Genomic DNA, 16,909 nt, shown 5'->3' with positions numbered 1-16,909 from the left:
GGTACGAAAATGCCAGAAAAGAATATCGGTAAAGTTGTTCAAATTATCGGACCCGTACTGGATATAAAGTTTAGTAGTGAGAATTTACCAAACTTACTAAATGCGATAGAAGTAGAATATAATGGAAAAAAGATAGTGGTAGAGGTAGCTCAACATATAGGTGATGACACTGTTAAGTGTATAGCCATGAGTTCAACTGATGGACTTGTTAGAGGTATTGACGCTGTGGATACAGGAGCACCTATATCTGTTCCTGTTGGAAAAGATACGTTAGGAAGAATATTCAATGTTCTTGGAGAGGTTGTTGATAATAAGCCTGCTCCGGATGGTGCACCAAAATTACCAATACATAGAGAAGCTCCTTCTTTTGAAGATCAAGAGACTTCTACTGAAATTCTTGAAACAGGAATCAAGGTAGTTGATCTTATAGCTCCTTATGCAAAGGGTGGAAAGATAGGTCTATTCGGAGGAGCAGGAGTTGGTAAGACGGTTCTTATAATGGAGCTTATTAACAACATAGCAACTCAACATGGTGGACTTTCGGTATTCGCTGGAGTTGGAGAGAGAACTAGAGAAGGAAATGACCTTTATAACGAAATGATCGAGTCTGGAGTTATCGATAAGACTGCTCTAGTTTATGGTCAGATGAATGAGCCACCTGGAGCGAGAATGAGAGTTGCGCTTACAGGACTTACTATGGCTGAGTATTTCAGAGACGAAGAAGGACAAGACGTATTATTATTCGTTGATAATATATTCCGTTTTACTCAAGCAGGATCTGAGGTTTCTGCACTATTAGGACGTATGCCATCTGCGGTTGGATACCAACCAACACTAGCTACAGAGATGGGTGCTCTTCAAGAGAGAATAACATCTACTAAGAAGGGTTCTATAACATCTGTTCAAGCAGTATACGTTCCAGCCGATGACTTAACTGACCCGGCACCAGCTACAACATTCGCCCATCTTGATGCTAAGACAGTTTTATCAAGAGATATAGCATCTCGTGGTATTTACCCTGCGGTTGATCCTCTTGATTCAACATCTAGAATATTAGATCCAAATGTTGTTGGAGCTGATCATTATGATGTAGCTCGTAGAGTTCAATCAGTTCTTCAAAGATATAAGGAACTTCAAGATATCATAGCTATACTTGGTATGGATGAATTATCTGATGAAGATAAAATGGCTGTTGCCCGTGCAAGAAAAATTCAAAACTTCTTATCTCAACCGTTCAGTGTTGCTGAGCAGTTCACTGGTATGGAAGGTAAATATGTACCTCTTAAAGAAACTGTAAGAGGATTTAAAGAAATTCTTGAAGGTAAGCATGATAACTTACCAGAATCAGCTTTCCTTTATGTTGGTTCTATAGAAGAGGCAATTGAAAAAGCTAAGAAGGGAGAGTAGATAAACATGGCAGGAGAATTTTCTGTAGAAATAGTTACTCCCGATAAAAAGTTTTTTGAAGGCACTGCTGAAATGATAGTTGTTAGAACTATAAACGGTGATGTCGGTATACTTAAGAATCATGCAAGTTACGTAGCTCCACTGGATATAGGTGTATTAAAGCTTAAAAAAGATGGTTCATTTAAAGAAGCAACTGTTGCAGGTGGTTTTATTCAGGTTGATAAGGAAAAGACTACTATATTAACAGAAGCTGCTGAATGGGCTGATCAAATAGATGTACAAAGAGCTAATAAAGCTAAAGAAGAAGCTGAAGCGAAAATCAAGTCAGCTAGTGGAAAAGAAATAGATCTTCTTGAAGTTGATCTTAAAAAAGCGATTAATAGAATAAATACTTCTAAATAAAAGGGACTAGTCTTCACTAGTCCCTTTTTGTATAAATTCATTTAAATTAGATATAACTATAGGCGCATTTATTTGTACTAATTTTAGGTTTTTGTTTTCTATTGATTTTTGAAGAGATTGCATTGAGTATTTAAGTTTTGCAAATTTTTCCTTTTCTTTAGAATAAGTTTGAGCATTCGAATTTACAAGTTCTGAAATATTATTTACTGTTGTTAATGCTTCTTCATAATTTTCCATATCACATAATAATACTATTTTTCTTACAGAATATTTTGCAATATCAATATCATTATTAGTATTTGTTTTAAAGTATTGTTTAAAAGAAGATAAATATTTAGTCATGTTATTAGCATATATAAGTGAATCAAATATGTTGTATTTTGCAACTGAATCTGTTAATGAGTTTAAATTTGTTTCAAAATTTTTAATTTGCTCAGGGTCAGCGGATACTTCGCTCATACTTGATTGAACGGTATTCCAGTCTTTATGGATATCCACTAAGTCTTTGTCTATATCAAGCCAATATTCTTCTAATTTGGATTTTAATTTATCTTTTTCTAGCTTGTTTATACTTTCTATATCTTCAACTAATAAAGATGGGTATATATTTGTATTTATTATATAGTTGGATATTTTAACTGTATCTTTTTCCATATCTTCAGGCGTTTTTTCCCTGTCTTTTTCGGGCAATCTATCTTCACTTAGAGAAGCTAGTTCTTTTTCTTTTTGAAAAGATATTTCCATTAGTTTGTTTCTATTTTCAATAGCAGTATTAATACTTGGCATTAAATCTATTTTAGCCATTATAGTTAGTACATTGTCTTGCAATGTTTGTAAAGTTTTGGGCTCTTTAGGAAGAGTACTTTCTGATTTTTTTTCTTCGGGTTTTGAGCATCCAGTTAAAATAAGTACAAAAAATAGTAGTATACTTATAGTTTTTCTCATAAAATCACCTCGTGAAATTATTTTTTCCAAACACTAAAAAATAATTCAATAGATTTATTGACTTGATATATTTTATTTAGTAAATTTTATATATGGAAATAAGATTTATTATAATAGTTAATAAAATATAAATTTGTTTTGACGATATAATATATTATAAGCATTTAGATAAGGGAAGGTTGAAAAATATGATATTTGGGAATGATAAACTAGATTTAGATTTAATTGAGCAAATAGTAAAAAAAAATAAAGTACCTATATTAGTTGAATATGAACCATTTAAACAGCTTATCAAGAGAGAATCAAATGATTCAATATCAAAACAGATTAAAGAGTTAAATGAGTTGATAAAAGAAAAAAAAATTATGGAAAAACAGCTTAAAGATATTCAGGGAAAAAAGCCTAAGTTGATGGCTAAGATAATATATATATCAAATGAGCTAAATGAAAATCAGAATATAAAAGCAGAGAAGGAGTTAGATACATTAAAACAGGAAATGGAAGATATAAATAATAATATAGATATGATATTTGAAAAACTAGAAGATATGCCTATGTTAATAAAAGAAAAAAATTTAGATCTTTTGAGGGAAACTGTAAAATATTCGTACGAAAGAATAAATAAAGGGCAGTCAAATCTTTCAGACGTAAATACTAAGATAAGTAAGCTTAGAAAAGAATTAGATGAACTTAGAGTACAAAAGGAAGATGTAGAAGAAAAAGTTAATACAACTTATCATTTTATACATTCTATACTAGGACACAAAGATATGGAAAAATTAGACGATAAATTTTTGAAATAAATGCGTTTCATGCTAACGCATGGTTCATGGCGCCAACGAGTCCTACGGGCTTTGTTGCTTAAAAGTGTAGGTTTTTAAGCAATTTTATATAGATTCAAAATTATATAATTTTCAATGTGTAAATAATTCGAAAACCACTAAATATAATTTGGTGGTTTTTTTACCGTAAAAGGATTAAAATATATAAATGTTAAATACTATAAAATTTTAGGAGATGCTTATGAATATTTTAGGTACTGGAATAGATATAATAGAAATAGAGAGAATAAAAAAAGCAATAAATAAAAATAATAAGTTTTTAGAAAGAATTTATACAGAGAAAGAAATAGAGTATTTTAAACAAAAAGATTACAAAGCTCAAACTATAGCTGGAAATTTTGCTGCGAAAGAGGCTATAAGCAAAGCATTTGGAACTGGAATCAGAGGATATAATTTAAAAGATATAGAAATATTAAGGAATTCTCTTGGAAAACCAGTAGTAAAATTATATAATAAATTATATGAATTATCAGAAAAGTTAGAAATGAAAGAAATTTCATTGTCTATATCTCACTCAAGAGAATATGCAGTTGCGAATGCTATTATAACAACTAGAAGGGAGGTTTAATTATGACGGCAAAAGATATAATGACTAGTAATGTAGTGGTTGTAAATAAAGATGCTACCATAAAGGAGATAGCTGAGATATTTTTAAAGAATAGAATAGGTGGTGTTCCTGTAGTAGATGAGGAAAATAAGATAGTAGGTATAATATCAGAAACAGATATTATACAAAAAGAGAAAAATGTAAATGTACCATCTTTTATAAACATACTTCAAGGATATATTTTCTTTGATAGCTTTAAGGAGGTAGAAAATGATATTAGAAAGATAGCAGCATATAAGGCTTCTGATATAATGTCAAAGGATGTTATGACTGTTAATGAAGATGATAGTGTTGATTATGTTGCGAATCAAATGATAAATAAGTCTATAAATAGGGTACCTGTTGTTGATGAGAACAACTACATTAAGGGGATTATATGTAGATATGACATTATAAAAGCGATGTACAATTAAATATAAGGGGGGATTTTGTGAAAAAGTGGATTTTGCTTATCCTTGTAATTATACTAGCGAGTACTAGTTTTACAGGATGTAAAGAATCCACAGATGAAGAAGTGTATTATAAATTTCAAAAGAAGATAAATAAATTAGATTCGTATTCATGTATAGCAAATATAAGCGTATGTGGCAATAAATCTATAAAAGATTATGAAGCGATTCACTATTTTAAAAGCCCAAATTATTACAAGCTCCAAACCTTAAATCCTAGCAATATAAAAGGAAAAATAACTATTTATGATGATGATAAGATTATAATTAAAAATCCAAAATACAACGATGAATTAAAATTAACTAATAGAGGCATAGAAAATAGATATTTATTTGTAGGAGATTTTCTAAAAAATATTTTTGAAAATGAAGATTTAAAGATAAGTTACGATAAATATTTCTTAATTCTAGAAACTAATATACCTGGTTCTTCTTTTTATTTTAATAAGCAAAAAATTTACGTTGATAAAAAAACATTAAAGCCTAATAAGTTAGAGATAATGGATGTTAACTTAAAGAAAAGATTTGTTGTTAATTATAAGGAGTTTAAGTACAACGGGGATTAAATTGGAGGGGGAAGAAATATTGAGTTATAAAACAAGAGCTACTTGGGCAGAAATAAATATAGATAACTTAAAGCAAAATTATAAAAACATAAAAAAATTACTCAAAGAAGACACCCAAATATGCGGAGTTGTTAAAGCTAATGCTTATGGACATGGATCTGTACAAATTGCAAAGACGCTTGTTGATGAAGGCGTGGATTATCTAGCTGTTGCTACACTTGAGGAGGGAATAGAACTTAGAAATAATGATATAACATTACCCATATTATGTCTTGGTTTTATACAAGAAAATTGCTTTGATCTGGCAATACAAAACAACATAGATATAACTATATATTCAAATGAATTAGCCCAAAGTTTAAACAAAGTTAGTGAACAAAAGAATAAAAAAGCTAGAGTACATATAAAGTTAGATACTGGAATGTCGAGACTGGGATTTCAAATAAATAATCAATCTATAGACTCTATTGAGAATATATGTAGGTATTCTAATTTAGATATTGTAGGTATATATAGTCATTTTGCTATGGCAGATGAAAAGGATAAGACTTTTACAAATATGCAATTTGATAAATTTAAATATATTACAGATAAATTAGAAGATAGAGGTATAAAAATCCCAATAAAGCATATATGTAATAGTGCGGGTATAATGGATTGCCCTGAGTATCATCTTGATATGGTAAGAAGTGGGATAATCCTTTATGGACATTATCCTTCTGATGATATTATGAAGGATAGGATAAATCTAAAGCCTGTTATGACATTAAAGACAACTGTATCGAATATTAAAACTGTAGGACCTAATACAGGAATAAGCTATGGCCAAAAGTATAAGACAGATGGGCTAGCACAAATAGCTACCATTCCCATTGGGTATGCAGATGGTTTCACAAGAATGTTAAATGAAAATGCAAACATGAAGATAAAAGATAAGATAGTACCTGTAGTTGGAAGAATATGCATGGATCAATGTATGCTTCAAATAGAAGGATTAGATGTAAGCATAGGTGATGAAGTAAAGATATTCGGTGAAGATGCAGATATTAAGATAGAGAGGCTAGCTAATTCTTTAAATACAATAAATTATGAGGTCTTATGCATGATTTCAAGAAGGATACCGAGGGTGTATTTGGAAGGAAATAGAGTTTTACACATACTAGATTATCTGATAAAATAGAGGTGTATTTAACTTTGGGAGGCGATTTTGTGTCTAGTTGTATGGGTAAAAAGAAAATCGTTGTAAGTTTACCTAATAGCTTACTTTCAGAAGTAGATAAAATAATAAAAGTAGAAAATAAAAACAGATCAGAGTTTATAAAAGAAGCTATGAACCTTTATTTAAGAGAAAAAAGAAAAGTTCAAACCAGAGAGTCTATGATAAAAGGTTATAGAGAAATGGGTGTTATAAACTTAGCTTTAGCAGAAATGGGTCTTAGCATGGATATGTCTTCTTTAAAGGGGTACGAAGGGAAGATCGCAGAAGGTGAATAATTTAGAGATTAAACGAGGCGACATCTTTTACGCGGACTTAAGTCCTGTAATAGGGTCTGAACAAGGGGGAGTAAGACCCGTATTGATTATTCAAAACGATATAGGCAACAAATACAGCCCAACAGTTATAATTGCAGCTATAACATCTCAAATTAATAAAGCAAAACTACCGACTCACATTGAAATAAATTCAAATGATTATGGACTAAATAGAGACTCAGTGGTATTGCTTGAGCAGGTAAGGACCATAGATAAAAAGAGATTAAGAGAAAAAATAGGCAATTTCGATGATGATATGATGAAAAAAGTAGATGAGGGTCTTCAAATAAGTTTGGGATTATTCGATATTTAGTGAGCTGATAACGGCTCTTTTTTTTTATTTATAATGAAAATATAATATTTTAAATCTATGAATAAAATTGGTAAAAAGGCTTAACTAGCAACTATTTTGAGCAACGGAGCCCGTTAGGACTCGTTGGCGACATGAGCCATGCTATAGCATGAAGCGAATTTTTATTGATTTATTTTGTTAATTTTGTAATAATGGATATTAGATGATAATTCGATTGGGGGACTAAATTTATGCTTAAGGATTTGATTAAAAATAAAATTGTAATAGCTGTTTTATCATGTTCTGTTATTGTAACATCTACATATATAGTTAAGGCCTCTGGTTATGAAGCAGGATCTAATATGGATCCGGTTGTAACCAAATCTTATGTTGATATGAAAATAGATGAGCTTGCAAAAAATGTGAATCAGGTTATTGGAAAAATAAATACAGGTAATCAAGGAAATGTAACACCCATTAATTCCACTAATGAGTTAGAGATAGTAGAGGTTAAATCGGGACAAAGTATAATATTACAATCAGGAAGTGAGATTATATTAAGAGGAGGTAAAGGATCTATAATAGATTCAGAATTTGGAGGAATAGCTGATTTAACTCAAGGTATAGATTTAAGAAAAGGATATGATGCTCCGGCAAATCATCTTTTAATGGTGCCAAGATCAGATGGAAGAGGTATTAAAGCAAAAACAAACTGCATATTCATGGTAAAAGGAGAATATGAGGTGAAATAATCTAAAGGGGGATTAGTACCCCTTATTTTCTTGTGAAAAATGAAGGAGGGATAAATTTGAAGGTAAATAGACTGTTTAGTATATTTCTAATCATAGGTATATTATTTTCTAGTGTATTAGTATTTGAAAGAAATGGTATTGAAAGTGAATATAAAAATGTTGAGATTGTTCTTGATTATGATCAATTACTCAAAATGAAAGAAGGAAGTGATGAGGATTTAAAATATTTCTTAAATGAATTTAAGGATATGAAAGTAAGCTCGGTTGCTATAAATGAAGCTACTATAAACACATTAAAGAATAGAAAAGAATATAAAATAAAAACTAGTATAGATGGATATGACTTAATAGTAAGTGCAGATGAGGGTATATACAGTTTTATACTAGAAGGGTTTAAAAGAAAAATAGGACAAGATAGAGTAGAGGCTATAGACTCTAATACTATAAGAGTTAAAGGTGAAAGTAAAGACTATATATATGATGAAACTAAGCTTTATGATGTTAATGGAGATTATGTAGGAATGAGCAAGGTTTTAGAAGGATCTAAGCTTGAGTTTTTAGGAATTGGTTTCCTACAAGAGGATATAGATATAATAAAGTCTAGTGGACTTGAGGTTCTTCCAAGACCTATATATTTATCTGAGTATGAGGATGAAAAAAGTATAAAGTATTATTTTGAATTTTTAGATGAGCAGGGTATTAATCCAAGTTCTATAATATTTGCTGGTGGAGAAGTTTTAGGTTTTGATTCTGATACTGACTACCTACAAAAAGAGCTTAAAAGTAGAAATATGGTAGTAGGTATGATTGAAACCAATGTTCAAAGAGAAAATATAGATCAAAAAGGTCTTAATAAATTAGTTGAGGACAGTGGATATTATGCTACAAGAGTTTTTAATGTATGGGATTGGCTTCAGGAACGATATGATTATGAGATACCTTATCATCATCAAGGACAAGAGATAATAAATTCTATGTATAGAGCTGTAACAGAGAGAAATGTAAGAATTATATACTTTAAACCGTTTATAGATAAACAAGGAAAATATGTAACGGATATGAGCATATATAAGCAAAGATTTGAAGAATTTGATAATAGAATACAAAAGGGTCATAATATGAAAATTGGCAAGGTTAATTCTATGAGAGAAGTTCATCCAAATAGATTGATGCATATACCTATAGCTATAGGTATAATAGCTGCATTTTTAATATTAATAGACAATCTAGTAAATATAAATCCTAAGTATATGAATATATTATTTGGATTATCATCAGCAGGGACTGCAGCTTTATATTGGTTAGGTGTTAAAGCTGATTTACTAGACAAGATGTTTGCACTACTTGCAACTATTGCAATGCCTTCTATAAGTATGGCTTTTATACTATATGTTGTTAGAGCTGCTTTAAAAACTAAAAATAATATGAATGCATTTAATATACTAGTAAAAGGAATAATAACATTGATAATAGCTTGTATGATATCTTTAATAGGGGTATTATTTGAAACATCTCTTTTACTTGATAGTAAGTTCTTACTTGAAATGGATATATTCAGAGGAGTTAAAGTATCCCAACTTTCTCCTATAATGCTTACTGTATTGCTTTATTTATCTATATTTGGATATAAACGAGAAAAAGAAAGAAATGGAATATGTTTTAAAGAGATAATAAAACTTTTTAAGGAAGATATAAAAATAGGACATGCTATAGTTTTAGGTGTGTTCTTGGTTATAGGTATTGTATTTATAGCTAGGACTGGACATGAAACTAATATAAAACCTTCGAGTATAGAATTATTGTTTAGAAATATGTTAGAGTTAGTACTCACTGCAAGACCTAGAAACAAGTCATTCTTAATGGCTAATCCTGCATTTATTTTGATGATGTATCTAGCGTTTAAAGGACAAAAGTGGCCTATATTCCCATTATCTTTACTAGTTGTAATTGGTCAAGGAAATATAGTCAACACTTTCTCTCATATAAGAGCACCTCTTTATCTATCTTATATTAGAACTAATTATGAGATAGTATTTGGAATTATTATAGGAGGTATAGTTACTCTTTTAATCGATTTTATATGGAGAAAGATTGAAGGGAGAAAAATAAATGCCTAAAGTTGTTATATCTGGATATTATGGATTCAATAATATCGGAGATGAAGCTATACTTAAAGGAATAATAGATGGAATAAAAGGTTTTAGTCAGGATACTGAGATAGTTGTCTTATCTCAGTATCCTGAATTCACTTCAAAAAAGCATAATGTAAAGTCTATAAAGAGAATGAATCTTTTTAGTATAATAAAAGAAATCAAAGACTGTGACTTATTAGTTAGTGGAGGAGGATCCCTTCTTCAAGACGTGACTTCAAAGAGATCTATTCTTTATTATATAGCTATAATACATATAGCAAAGATTTTAAATAAAAAGGTTATGATATATTCTCAAGGGATAGGCCCTGTTAATAAGAAGTACAATCGAAATATTTTAAAAAGGGTTTTAAATAAAGTTGACTTTATAAATGTAAGAGATGAAAATTCTAAACAAGAGCTTTTAGATATGGGAATAGAGAAGGATATATTAGTTACAATGGATACTGTATTTGGAATTAAAAAACCAGATATTGAGATTGGGAAACAAATATTAAGAGATATAAATATAGACTTTGATAAGAAAATAGTAGGATTTTCTATAAGGCCGTGGAAGAATAACAAGCAAATAGTAGCAGAAATTTCTAAGGTGTGTGAAAGTTTAGTTGAAGAATATGATTATCAAGTTCTATTTATACCTTTTCATTTTTATGCAGATTCTAGTATAATAAAAGATATTTATAAGAGTATAGATAAAAAATATAGAAAAAATGTATTCGTATTAGATAAATATCTTTATGTAGATGAGTATATATCTTTGGTTGGAAACTTGGATTTTTTAATAGGAATGAGGTTGCACGCACTTATATTTTCGGTTTTAATGGAGGTACCTGTTGTAGGGCTTTCTTATGATCCAAAAATAAATAATTTTTTAAATTTTATTGAAAAAAATGATGTGATATCTATTTTAAATATAAATTTTAATGATATAATGAATGATGTAAAATATTTAATAGAGAATATAGATGATGAGAGAAAATTAATATCTAGAAAAAAAGATGAATTCAGAGAAATAACTGATATCCACAATAAGGTATTGATGGATTTGATTGAAAATAGAGGTGAATACTTTGGAAAGAATTAATATATTAGGAGTTCCAGTACATAAAGTAGATATGAATGAAGCGTTAAATGCATCGAGTACATTTTTTGGTAATAACAAAAAAAACATTATAGTAACACCAAATAGTGAAATAGTTATGATGGCTAAGGATGATGAACAATTTTTAAATATAATAAAAGAGGCAGATCTTGTTATACCAGACGGAATAGGACTTGTAATTGCTTCTAAAATAATAAAAAATCCTTTAAAGGAAAGAGTTACAGGAATTGATCTTATGGAGAATATACTTAATTACTGTAATGAAAACAATAAGTCTATATTTATATTAGGTGGAAAGCCTGGAGTTGCTGATAGAGCAGTTGAGAATATAGTTGGAAAATACCCAAATATAAAGAATTCAGGAGCTCACCATGGCTACTTCAAAGGTCATCATATAGGACATGAAGGTCATGATGAGGAAAAAGAAGTTATAAGAAAAATAAATGAATTAAAACCTGATATATTATTTGTTGCGTTTGGGGCTCCAAAACAAGAATTATGGATTCAAAAGTATAAGGATGAGGTAAATACATCTGTTTTTATGGGTGTTGGAGGAAGCGTTGATGTATATGCGGGAGAAGTCAAAAGAGCACCAGAGGTTTATCAAAAGTTTGGACTTGAATGGTTGTATAGGCTTGTAAAAGAGCCATGGAGATATAAAAGGATGATGTTACTCCCAAAATTCATTGTACAAGTGATGATCAAAAAATAGACAAAGGGGCAGTGGAATATGAAAAAAAAGCACTGGAGTACTATATTAATCGAATATATACTTATAACTATTGGATGTGCTTTAATGGGATTAGCAATAGTTATGTTTTTAGCTCCACATACAATAGCACCTGGTGGAGTCACAGGTCTTGCTATAGTTATTAAAAAAATTACAGGCATATCTATTTCGGTAACAAATCTAGTTATAAATATACCACTTTTTATAGCTGGAGTTATAATTCTTGGAAAAGCTTTCGGAGCAAAAACAGGATATGCTACATTGGCATTATCATTTTTTATAGAAGTCATTGCAAAAACCTCTCATGGATATATACCTACTAATGATATGTTACTATCGACTATATACGGAGGTCTTATTGCAGGTGTTGGAATAGGTCTTGTCTTTAAATCAGGAGGAACTACAGGTGGAACAGATTTAGCAGGGGCAATACTAAATAAATACTTTCCTAATATAAGTACACCAAAGCTGATGATGTGTATAGACCTATGTATAGTAGCACTTGCCGGCTTTGTAAACAGAAATGTCGAAACATCTCTATACTCTATAATTGCTCTTTACATACTTGTTAAAATGGCAGATTTTATAATCGAAGGTATGGGTTATTCTAAAGCTTTCTTTGTAATATCATCAAAACCAGATGAAATAAGTGGTGAAATAATGCAAAACCTAGGAAGGGGAGTTACTTCTTTAAATGGGAAAGGAATGTACACAAAGAAAGATAAAAATGTATTGCTGGTAGTAGTTGATAGAACTCAAGAGGTAAAATTAAAAGATATAGTAAAAGATGTAGATGAAAATGCATTTATAATGGTTGCAAATGTACATGAAGTTTTAGGTGAAGGTTTTAAACCTATAAGAACATAAAGTTAGTTAAATTTTTAAAATATATATTATTAGTTAAAATATAAAAAGGAGGGTAATAAATGAGAGATCATAATGAATTAAAACAAATTGCTACTAGTGTAAGAAAGAATATAGTTCAAATGATTAATGAATCAAAATCAGGTCATCCAGGAGGTTCTTTATCTTGTGTTGAAATAGTTACAGCTTTATATTTTGACGAGATGAATATAGATTCTCAAAATCCTAAGAAGGAAGATAGAGATAGATTTGTATTATCAAAAGGACATGCTGCTCCTGTTTTATATAGTGCTCTTGCTGAAAAAGGATATTTTGAAAAGAAAGAGTTAATGAAGTTAAGAAAGATAAATTCTATGCTCCAAGGACATCCTGACATGAAAGGAACTCCTGGGGTTGAGATGTCGACAGGATCTTTAGGACAAGGATTCTCTGCTGCTTGTGGTATGGCTATGGCATCTAAGATGGATAATGCTCCTTGGAGAGTATATACTATACTTGGAGATGGAGAGATTCAAGAAGGTTTAGTATGGGAAGCTGCTATGAGTGCTGCTCACTATAAATTAGATAACTTAGTTACTTTCTTAGATTTTAATGGACTTCAAATTGATGGTAAAAATGAAGATGTAATGAATATCTATCCAGTTGTTGATAAATTCAAAGCTTTTGGATGGAATGTAATAGAAATAGATGGACATGATTTTGATCAAATATTTGCATCGCTTGATTCAGCTAGAGAAACAGTAGGAAAACCTACTATAGTAATAGCTAAAACTGTTAAAGGTAAAGGCGTTTCATTCATGGAAAATCAAGCTGGATGGCATGGAACAGCTCCTAGCGATGAAGATCTTGAAGTAGCTTTAAAAGAATTAGGAGGTGTTAAGTAATGAAAAAAATAGCAACAAGAGAAGCTTATGGTAATGCCCTTGTTAAACTTGGACAAATGAACGAAAATGTAGTAGTATTTGATGCAGATCTTTCAAAATCTACAAAAACAGCGGATTTCCAAAAGAATTTCCCAGATAGATTTTTCAATATGGGAATAGCAGAGCAAAACTTAATTGGAGCAGCAGCTGGAATGTCAACTGCTGGGAAAATTCCTTTTGCAAGTACTTTTGCAATGTTTGCAGCTGGTAGAGCTTTTGAGGTAATAAGAAACTCCGTTTGTTATCCTAAATTAAATGTAAAAGTATGTGCAACTCATGCAGGTCTTACAGTTGGAGAAGATGGAGCATCTCACCAATCAGTAGAGGATATGGCTATAATGAGATCTATTCCTAATATGACAGTAATAGTTCCAGCTGATGGAGTAGAAACAGAACAAATTATATTTGAAGTAGCTAAATATAATGGACCAGTTTATGTAAGATTAGGTAGATCAGCAGTACCTACTATATTTGATGAAAACTATAAATTCGAAATCGGTAAGGGAGTTGAAGTTCTAGAAGGAACAGATGCTACTGTAATCGCTTGTGGAATAATGGTAAATGAAGCTATGAAGGCTCATGATATGTTAAAAGAAGAAGGTATATCTTTAAGAGTTATAAATATGCCTACTATAAAGCCTATAGACACTGATATAATAATAAAAGCTGCTAAAGAAACAAAAGCTATAATAACAGCAGAAGAGCACAGTGTAATAGGTGGGCTAGGGTCTGCAGTTAGTGAAGTTGTAACTGAGAATTGTCCAGTGAAAGTTAAGAAAGTTGGAGTTAAGGATACTTTTGGGGAGTCAGGAACTCCTAATGATTTATTAGAAAAGTATGGTTTAACAGCTAATGATATAGTTAAAGCAGTTAAAGAAAGTATTTAATAATAAAAAAAAGCTAGCATTTTTATGCTAGCTTTTTTTTATATTGGGTATATTTATAAAATAGATTAAGATTTGAATAATTTGTGTATTTATTACACTCTTGATAAGTATGGTATTATTAATATTAAGTACCTATAAATATTATTAATATTAAAATATTTTTTGTAGAGGAGTTAATATGACAGGAAGAATTGAAGAAACTAGATTAGCTTGGGAAAATTTTATTGAAGAAAGAGAAAATTCATTTCATATAAGAACTGAAATATTAGATTCATGGAAAAGGTGCAAAAAATATAAGGTGGACTATAATAAAGGATGTGGAAAATTAATTCCTAAAGAAGAATTTGAGAATATTTTAAAGAAAAATAGACAACTAATTGAGGTCTCAAAACCTATTATGATGGATTTGCATAATATTGTAAAAGATTCTAACTATGCTATTATATTATGTGATGAAAATGGAGTTATAATTGAGACTATATGGAATAAATTAGCAATGGGGAAAAGAGATGAATTAAATTTTATAAAGGGTTGCCAATGGACTGAACAAAATGTTGGAACAAATGCTATTGGAACATGCTTAAATTTGGACAAGCCGATTCAAACTTTAGGTGCTGAACATTATTGTAAGGATCAACATGGTTGGACTTGTTCGGCAGCTCCAATTCATAATAATGAAGGAAAACTTATAGGAATTATTGATTTATCTGGAGATTTTTATGATTTTCATCCTCATACACTAGGAATAGTAGTTGCAGCTGCAAATGCAATTCAAAATCAACTTTCAATAATTGAACATAGAAAATGGATTGACGTATCATTTGATTCCATTGAAGATGGAATTTTGATACTAGGAACTAATTATAAGATAAAAAATTTCAATACAAAGATATGCGAAATTTTAAAAGTATCTAAAGAGCAAATGAATACTATTGATGTTAACTATTTATTAAAGGATATATTAAAGGATAATGATATTTTTAACATGAACAGTACTATAAAATATAGTGAGATAACTTTATATGTAGGAAAAAAAATAATCGAATGTAGTCTTACTATTTCACCAGCAATTGAAAAAAATACGTATTTTGGTGTTGTTATCTCATTAAAAAAACTTGATATAGTTAGAGCTGTTGTCAATAAAGTAGTTGGTAATTCTTCTAGTTATAATTTCGATAATATAGTAACGATAAATCCTAAATTAATTTCATTGATTGAGACTGCAAAAAAAATGGCTCAAAATGATTGTCCAGTTTTAATTCAAGGAGAGAGTGGTACAGGAAAAGAGTTATTTGCTCACTCTATTCATAGTAGCAGTCCTAGAAGTAGTGGACCTTTTGTTGCAATCAATTGTGCTGCACTCCCTAAAGAATTGGTTGAGAGTGAGTTTTTCGGATATGAAAAAGGTTCATTTACAGGGGCGTCTAAAGAAGGAAAACCTGGTAAGTTTGAATTAGCTAATAAAGGAACTATATTTTTAGATGAAATTGGTGAGTTGCCATTAGAAATACAAGCAAAATTACTCCGTGTTTTAGATAATTATGTAGTGACAAGGATTGGTGGTACTTATGAGAGGAAATTAGATGTACGAATTGTAGCAGCTACCAATAGAAATTTATATGATGAGGTACAGAAAAAAAATTTTAGAGGTGATTTATTTTATAGATTAAATGTTTTAAAAATACATATTCCGTCATTAAGAGAACGTCCTGAAGATATTATACATTGCTCACATTATTTTTTAAATAAATTAAATGAGAATAATTGCAGACAAAATAAGTATTTTGATAGAGCTTTTTTAGCTAATATTAAAAAATATGTTTGGAATGGAAATTTAAGAGAATTACAAAATGTAATACAAAGAGCTTATTATATATCTGATAGTGAATGTATCGATTCTTCATTATTGCCAGAATACATGTCAAATACTATTAATAATGATACTTATTTTACAACAAAATGCAAAGGTGATTTAGAAATAAAAACTTTAAAACAAATGGAAAAAGAATTGATTATTGAAGCATTAAAGCGTTGTAATGGAAATGTTATTAAAGCAAGCATACTTATTAATATTGGGAAATCATCCATGTATAGAAAAATAAAAGAATACAATATTGATTTATCCCAAAATGGGAAAAAAATATAAGATATCCCATTTTGAGACGTGATTTTTCCTAAACCGAGATTTTATACTAATATTAGACTTTTAATATAGGATGAAATAAATGTTTTTATCGAATAAACTAATTTTATTTTTTAAAATATTTAATTATTTAGTCTATTAAAAATATTAATTACAACTAGTGATTCGTTGAAAAACAAATAATATAATATGTTTTTTATAAAACTAGTTATTTTGAAATAAGTTTAAATAATAGTATATATTATTTAATGAATAATTGATATATTATGATTTCTTTAAAGTTGGCATAGGTATTGCTAGTTAATAGTTATAAGA

Annotated in this window: 18 protein-coding genes; 17 read left to right on the top strand and 1 reads right to left on the bottom strand. The window is 29.7% G+C overall.

Translation table 11 applies throughout. The annotated features are described in order from the left end of the window. Positions 1 to 9: 9 nt before the first annotated feature. The gene (gene atpD, locus Tmeso_RS08115) at positions 10 to 1,407 is read left to right on the top strand and encodes a F0F1 ATP synthase subunit beta (protein ID WP_099190035.1); all 1,398 of its coding nucleotides are present in this window, start codon (positions 10 to 12) and stop codon (positions 1,405 to 1,407) included. Between the two features lie 6 nt (positions 1,408 to 1,413). Continuing rightward, positions 1,414 to 1,809, top strand: coding sequence for an ATP synthase F1 subunit epsilon (gene atpC / locus Tmeso_RS08110; RefSeq protein WP_099190033.1), 396 nt, complete (start codon positions 1,414 to 1,416; stop codon positions 1,807 to 1,809). Positions 1,810 to 1,815: 6 nt separating this feature from the next. On the opposite strand, the gene Tmeso_RS08105 is transcribed toward atpC, so the two are convergent. Beyond that, positions 1,816 to 2,754 carry a hypothetical protein gene (locus tag Tmeso_RS08105; RefSeq protein ID WP_099190031.1) on the bottom strand — a complete coding sequence of 313 codons (939 nt, stop codon included), beginning with the start codon at positions 2,752 to 2,754 and terminating at the stop codon, positions 1,816 to 1,818. Positions 2,755 to 2,942: 188 nt separating this feature from the next. On the opposite strand from Tmeso_RS08105, the gene Tmeso_RS08100 reads away from it, so the two are divergent. From Tmeso_RS08100 to Tmeso_RS08030, 15 genes are all read left to right on the top strand, one after another. Continuing rightward, positions 2,943 to 3,557: a coiled-coil domain-containing protein gene (locus Tmeso_RS08100; protein ID WP_099190029.1), complete on the top strand. Its 615-nt coding sequence runs from the start codon at positions 2,943 to 2,945 to the stop codon at positions 3,555 to 3,557. 220 nt (positions 3,558 to 3,777) lie between these two features. Beyond that, complete coding sequence (gene acpS, locus Tmeso_RS08095) at positions 3,778 to 4,164, top strand: holo-ACP synthase (protein WP_099190027.1); 387 nt, start codon at positions 3,778 to 3,780, stop codon at positions 4,162 to 4,164. A 2-nt stretch (positions 4,165 to 4,166) separates the two neighbouring features. Further along, positions 4,167 to 4,616 carry a CBS domain-containing protein gene (locus Tmeso_RS08090; protein WP_099190025.1) on the top strand — a complete coding sequence of 150 codons (450 nt, stop codon included), beginning with the start codon at positions 4,167 to 4,169 and terminating at the stop codon, positions 4,614 to 4,616. Between the two features lie 17 nt (positions 4,617 to 4,633). Continuing rightward, complete coding sequence (gene gerS / locus Tmeso_RS08085) at positions 4,634 to 5,218, top strand: germination lipoprotein GerS (protein WP_099190023.1); 585 nt, start codon at positions 4,634 to 4,636, stop codon at positions 5,216 to 5,218. A 19-nt stretch (positions 5,219 to 5,237) separates the two neighbouring features. Further along, entirely contained in the window at positions 5,238 to 6,398 is a 1,161-nt protein-coding gene (alr, locus tag Tmeso_RS08080; RefSeq protein ID WP_099190021.1) for an alanine racemase, read from the top strand. Positions 6,399 to 6,427: 29 nt separating this feature from the next. Then, the gene (locus Tmeso_RS08075) at positions 6,428 to 6,712 is read left to right on the top strand and encodes a CopG family ribbon-helix-helix protein (protein WP_278281401.1); all 285 of its coding nucleotides are present in this window, start codon (positions 6,428 to 6,430) and stop codon (positions 6,710 to 6,712) included. Beyond that, on the top strand, positions 6,705 to 7,064 hold the full coding sequence (locus Tmeso_RS08070; RefSeq protein ID WP_099190019.1) for a type II toxin-antitoxin system PemK/MazF family toxin: 360 nt from the start codon (positions 6,705 to 6,707) through the stop codon (positions 7,062 to 7,064). The genes Tmeso_RS08075 and Tmeso_RS08070 overlap by 8 nt, the downstream gene beginning before the upstream one ends. 230 nt (positions 7,065 to 7,294) lie before the next feature. Further along, positions 7,295 to 7,795 carry a hypothetical protein gene (locus Tmeso_RS08065; RefSeq protein WP_207653836.1) on the top strand — a complete coding sequence of 167 codons (501 nt, stop codon included), beginning with the start codon at positions 7,295 to 7,297 and terminating at the stop codon, positions 7,793 to 7,795. 56 nt (positions 7,796 to 7,851) lie between these two features. Further along, a complete protein-coding gene (locus Tmeso_RS08060) occupies positions 7,852 to 9,912 on the top strand; it encodes a DUF5693 family protein (RefSeq protein WP_099190017.1) in 2,061 nt (686 codons plus the stop codon). Continuing rightward, positions 9,905 to 11,029 carry a polysaccharide pyruvyl transferase CsaB gene (gene csaB, locus Tmeso_RS08055; protein WP_099190015.1) on the top strand — a complete coding sequence of 375 codons (1,125 nt, stop codon included), beginning with the start codon at positions 9,905 to 9,907 and terminating at the stop codon, positions 11,027 to 11,029. The genes Tmeso_RS08060 and csaB overlap by 8 nt, the downstream gene beginning before the upstream one ends. Continuing rightward, on the top strand, positions 11,007 to 11,759 hold the full coding sequence (locus Tmeso_RS08050; protein WP_334293198.1) for a WecB/TagA/CpsF family glycosyltransferase: 753 nt from the start codon (positions 11,007 to 11,009) through the stop codon (positions 11,757 to 11,759). Before csaB ends, Tmeso_RS08050 begins: the two co-directional genes overlap by 23 nt. Before the next feature lie 18 nt (positions 11,760 to 11,777). After that, positions 11,778 to 12,644 (top strand): YitT family protein, encoded by an 867-nt coding sequence (locus Tmeso_RS08045; RefSeq protein ID WP_099190011.1) that lies wholly within the window; start codon positions 11,778 to 11,780, stop codon positions 12,642 to 12,644. Between the two features lie 59 nt (positions 12,645 to 12,703). Then, positions 12,704 to 13,525: a transketolase gene (locus Tmeso_RS08040; RefSeq protein WP_099190009.1), complete on the top strand. Its 822-nt coding sequence runs from the start codon at positions 12,704 to 12,706 to the stop codon at positions 13,523 to 13,525. Continuing rightward, on the top strand, positions 13,525 to 14,451 hold the full coding sequence (locus Tmeso_RS08035) for a transketolase family protein (protein WP_099190007.1): 927 nt from the start codon (positions 13,525 to 13,527) through the stop codon (positions 14,449 to 14,451). The genes Tmeso_RS08040 and Tmeso_RS08035 overlap by 1 nt, the downstream gene beginning before the upstream one ends. 178 nt (positions 14,452 to 14,629) lie before the next feature. Next, positions 14,630 to 16,597 carry a sigma-54-dependent Fis family transcriptional regulator gene (locus Tmeso_RS08030; RefSeq protein ID WP_099190005.1) on the top strand — a complete coding sequence of 656 codons (1,968 nt, stop codon included), beginning with the start codon at positions 14,630 to 14,632 and terminating at the stop codon, positions 16,595 to 16,597. The last annotated feature ends 312 nt before the right edge of the window (positions 16,598 to 16,909 follow it).

The sequence above is a fragment of the Tepidibacter mesophilus genome, from assembly GCF_002724055.1.
In the GTDB taxonomy this organism is placed as follows: Bacteria; Bacillota; Clostridia; order Peptostreptococcales; family Peptostreptococcaceae; genus Tepidibacter_A; species Tepidibacter_A mesophilus.
Note: the sequence above shows the minus strand (reverse complement) of the source record. Positions and strands in the feature narration are given on the sequence as shown.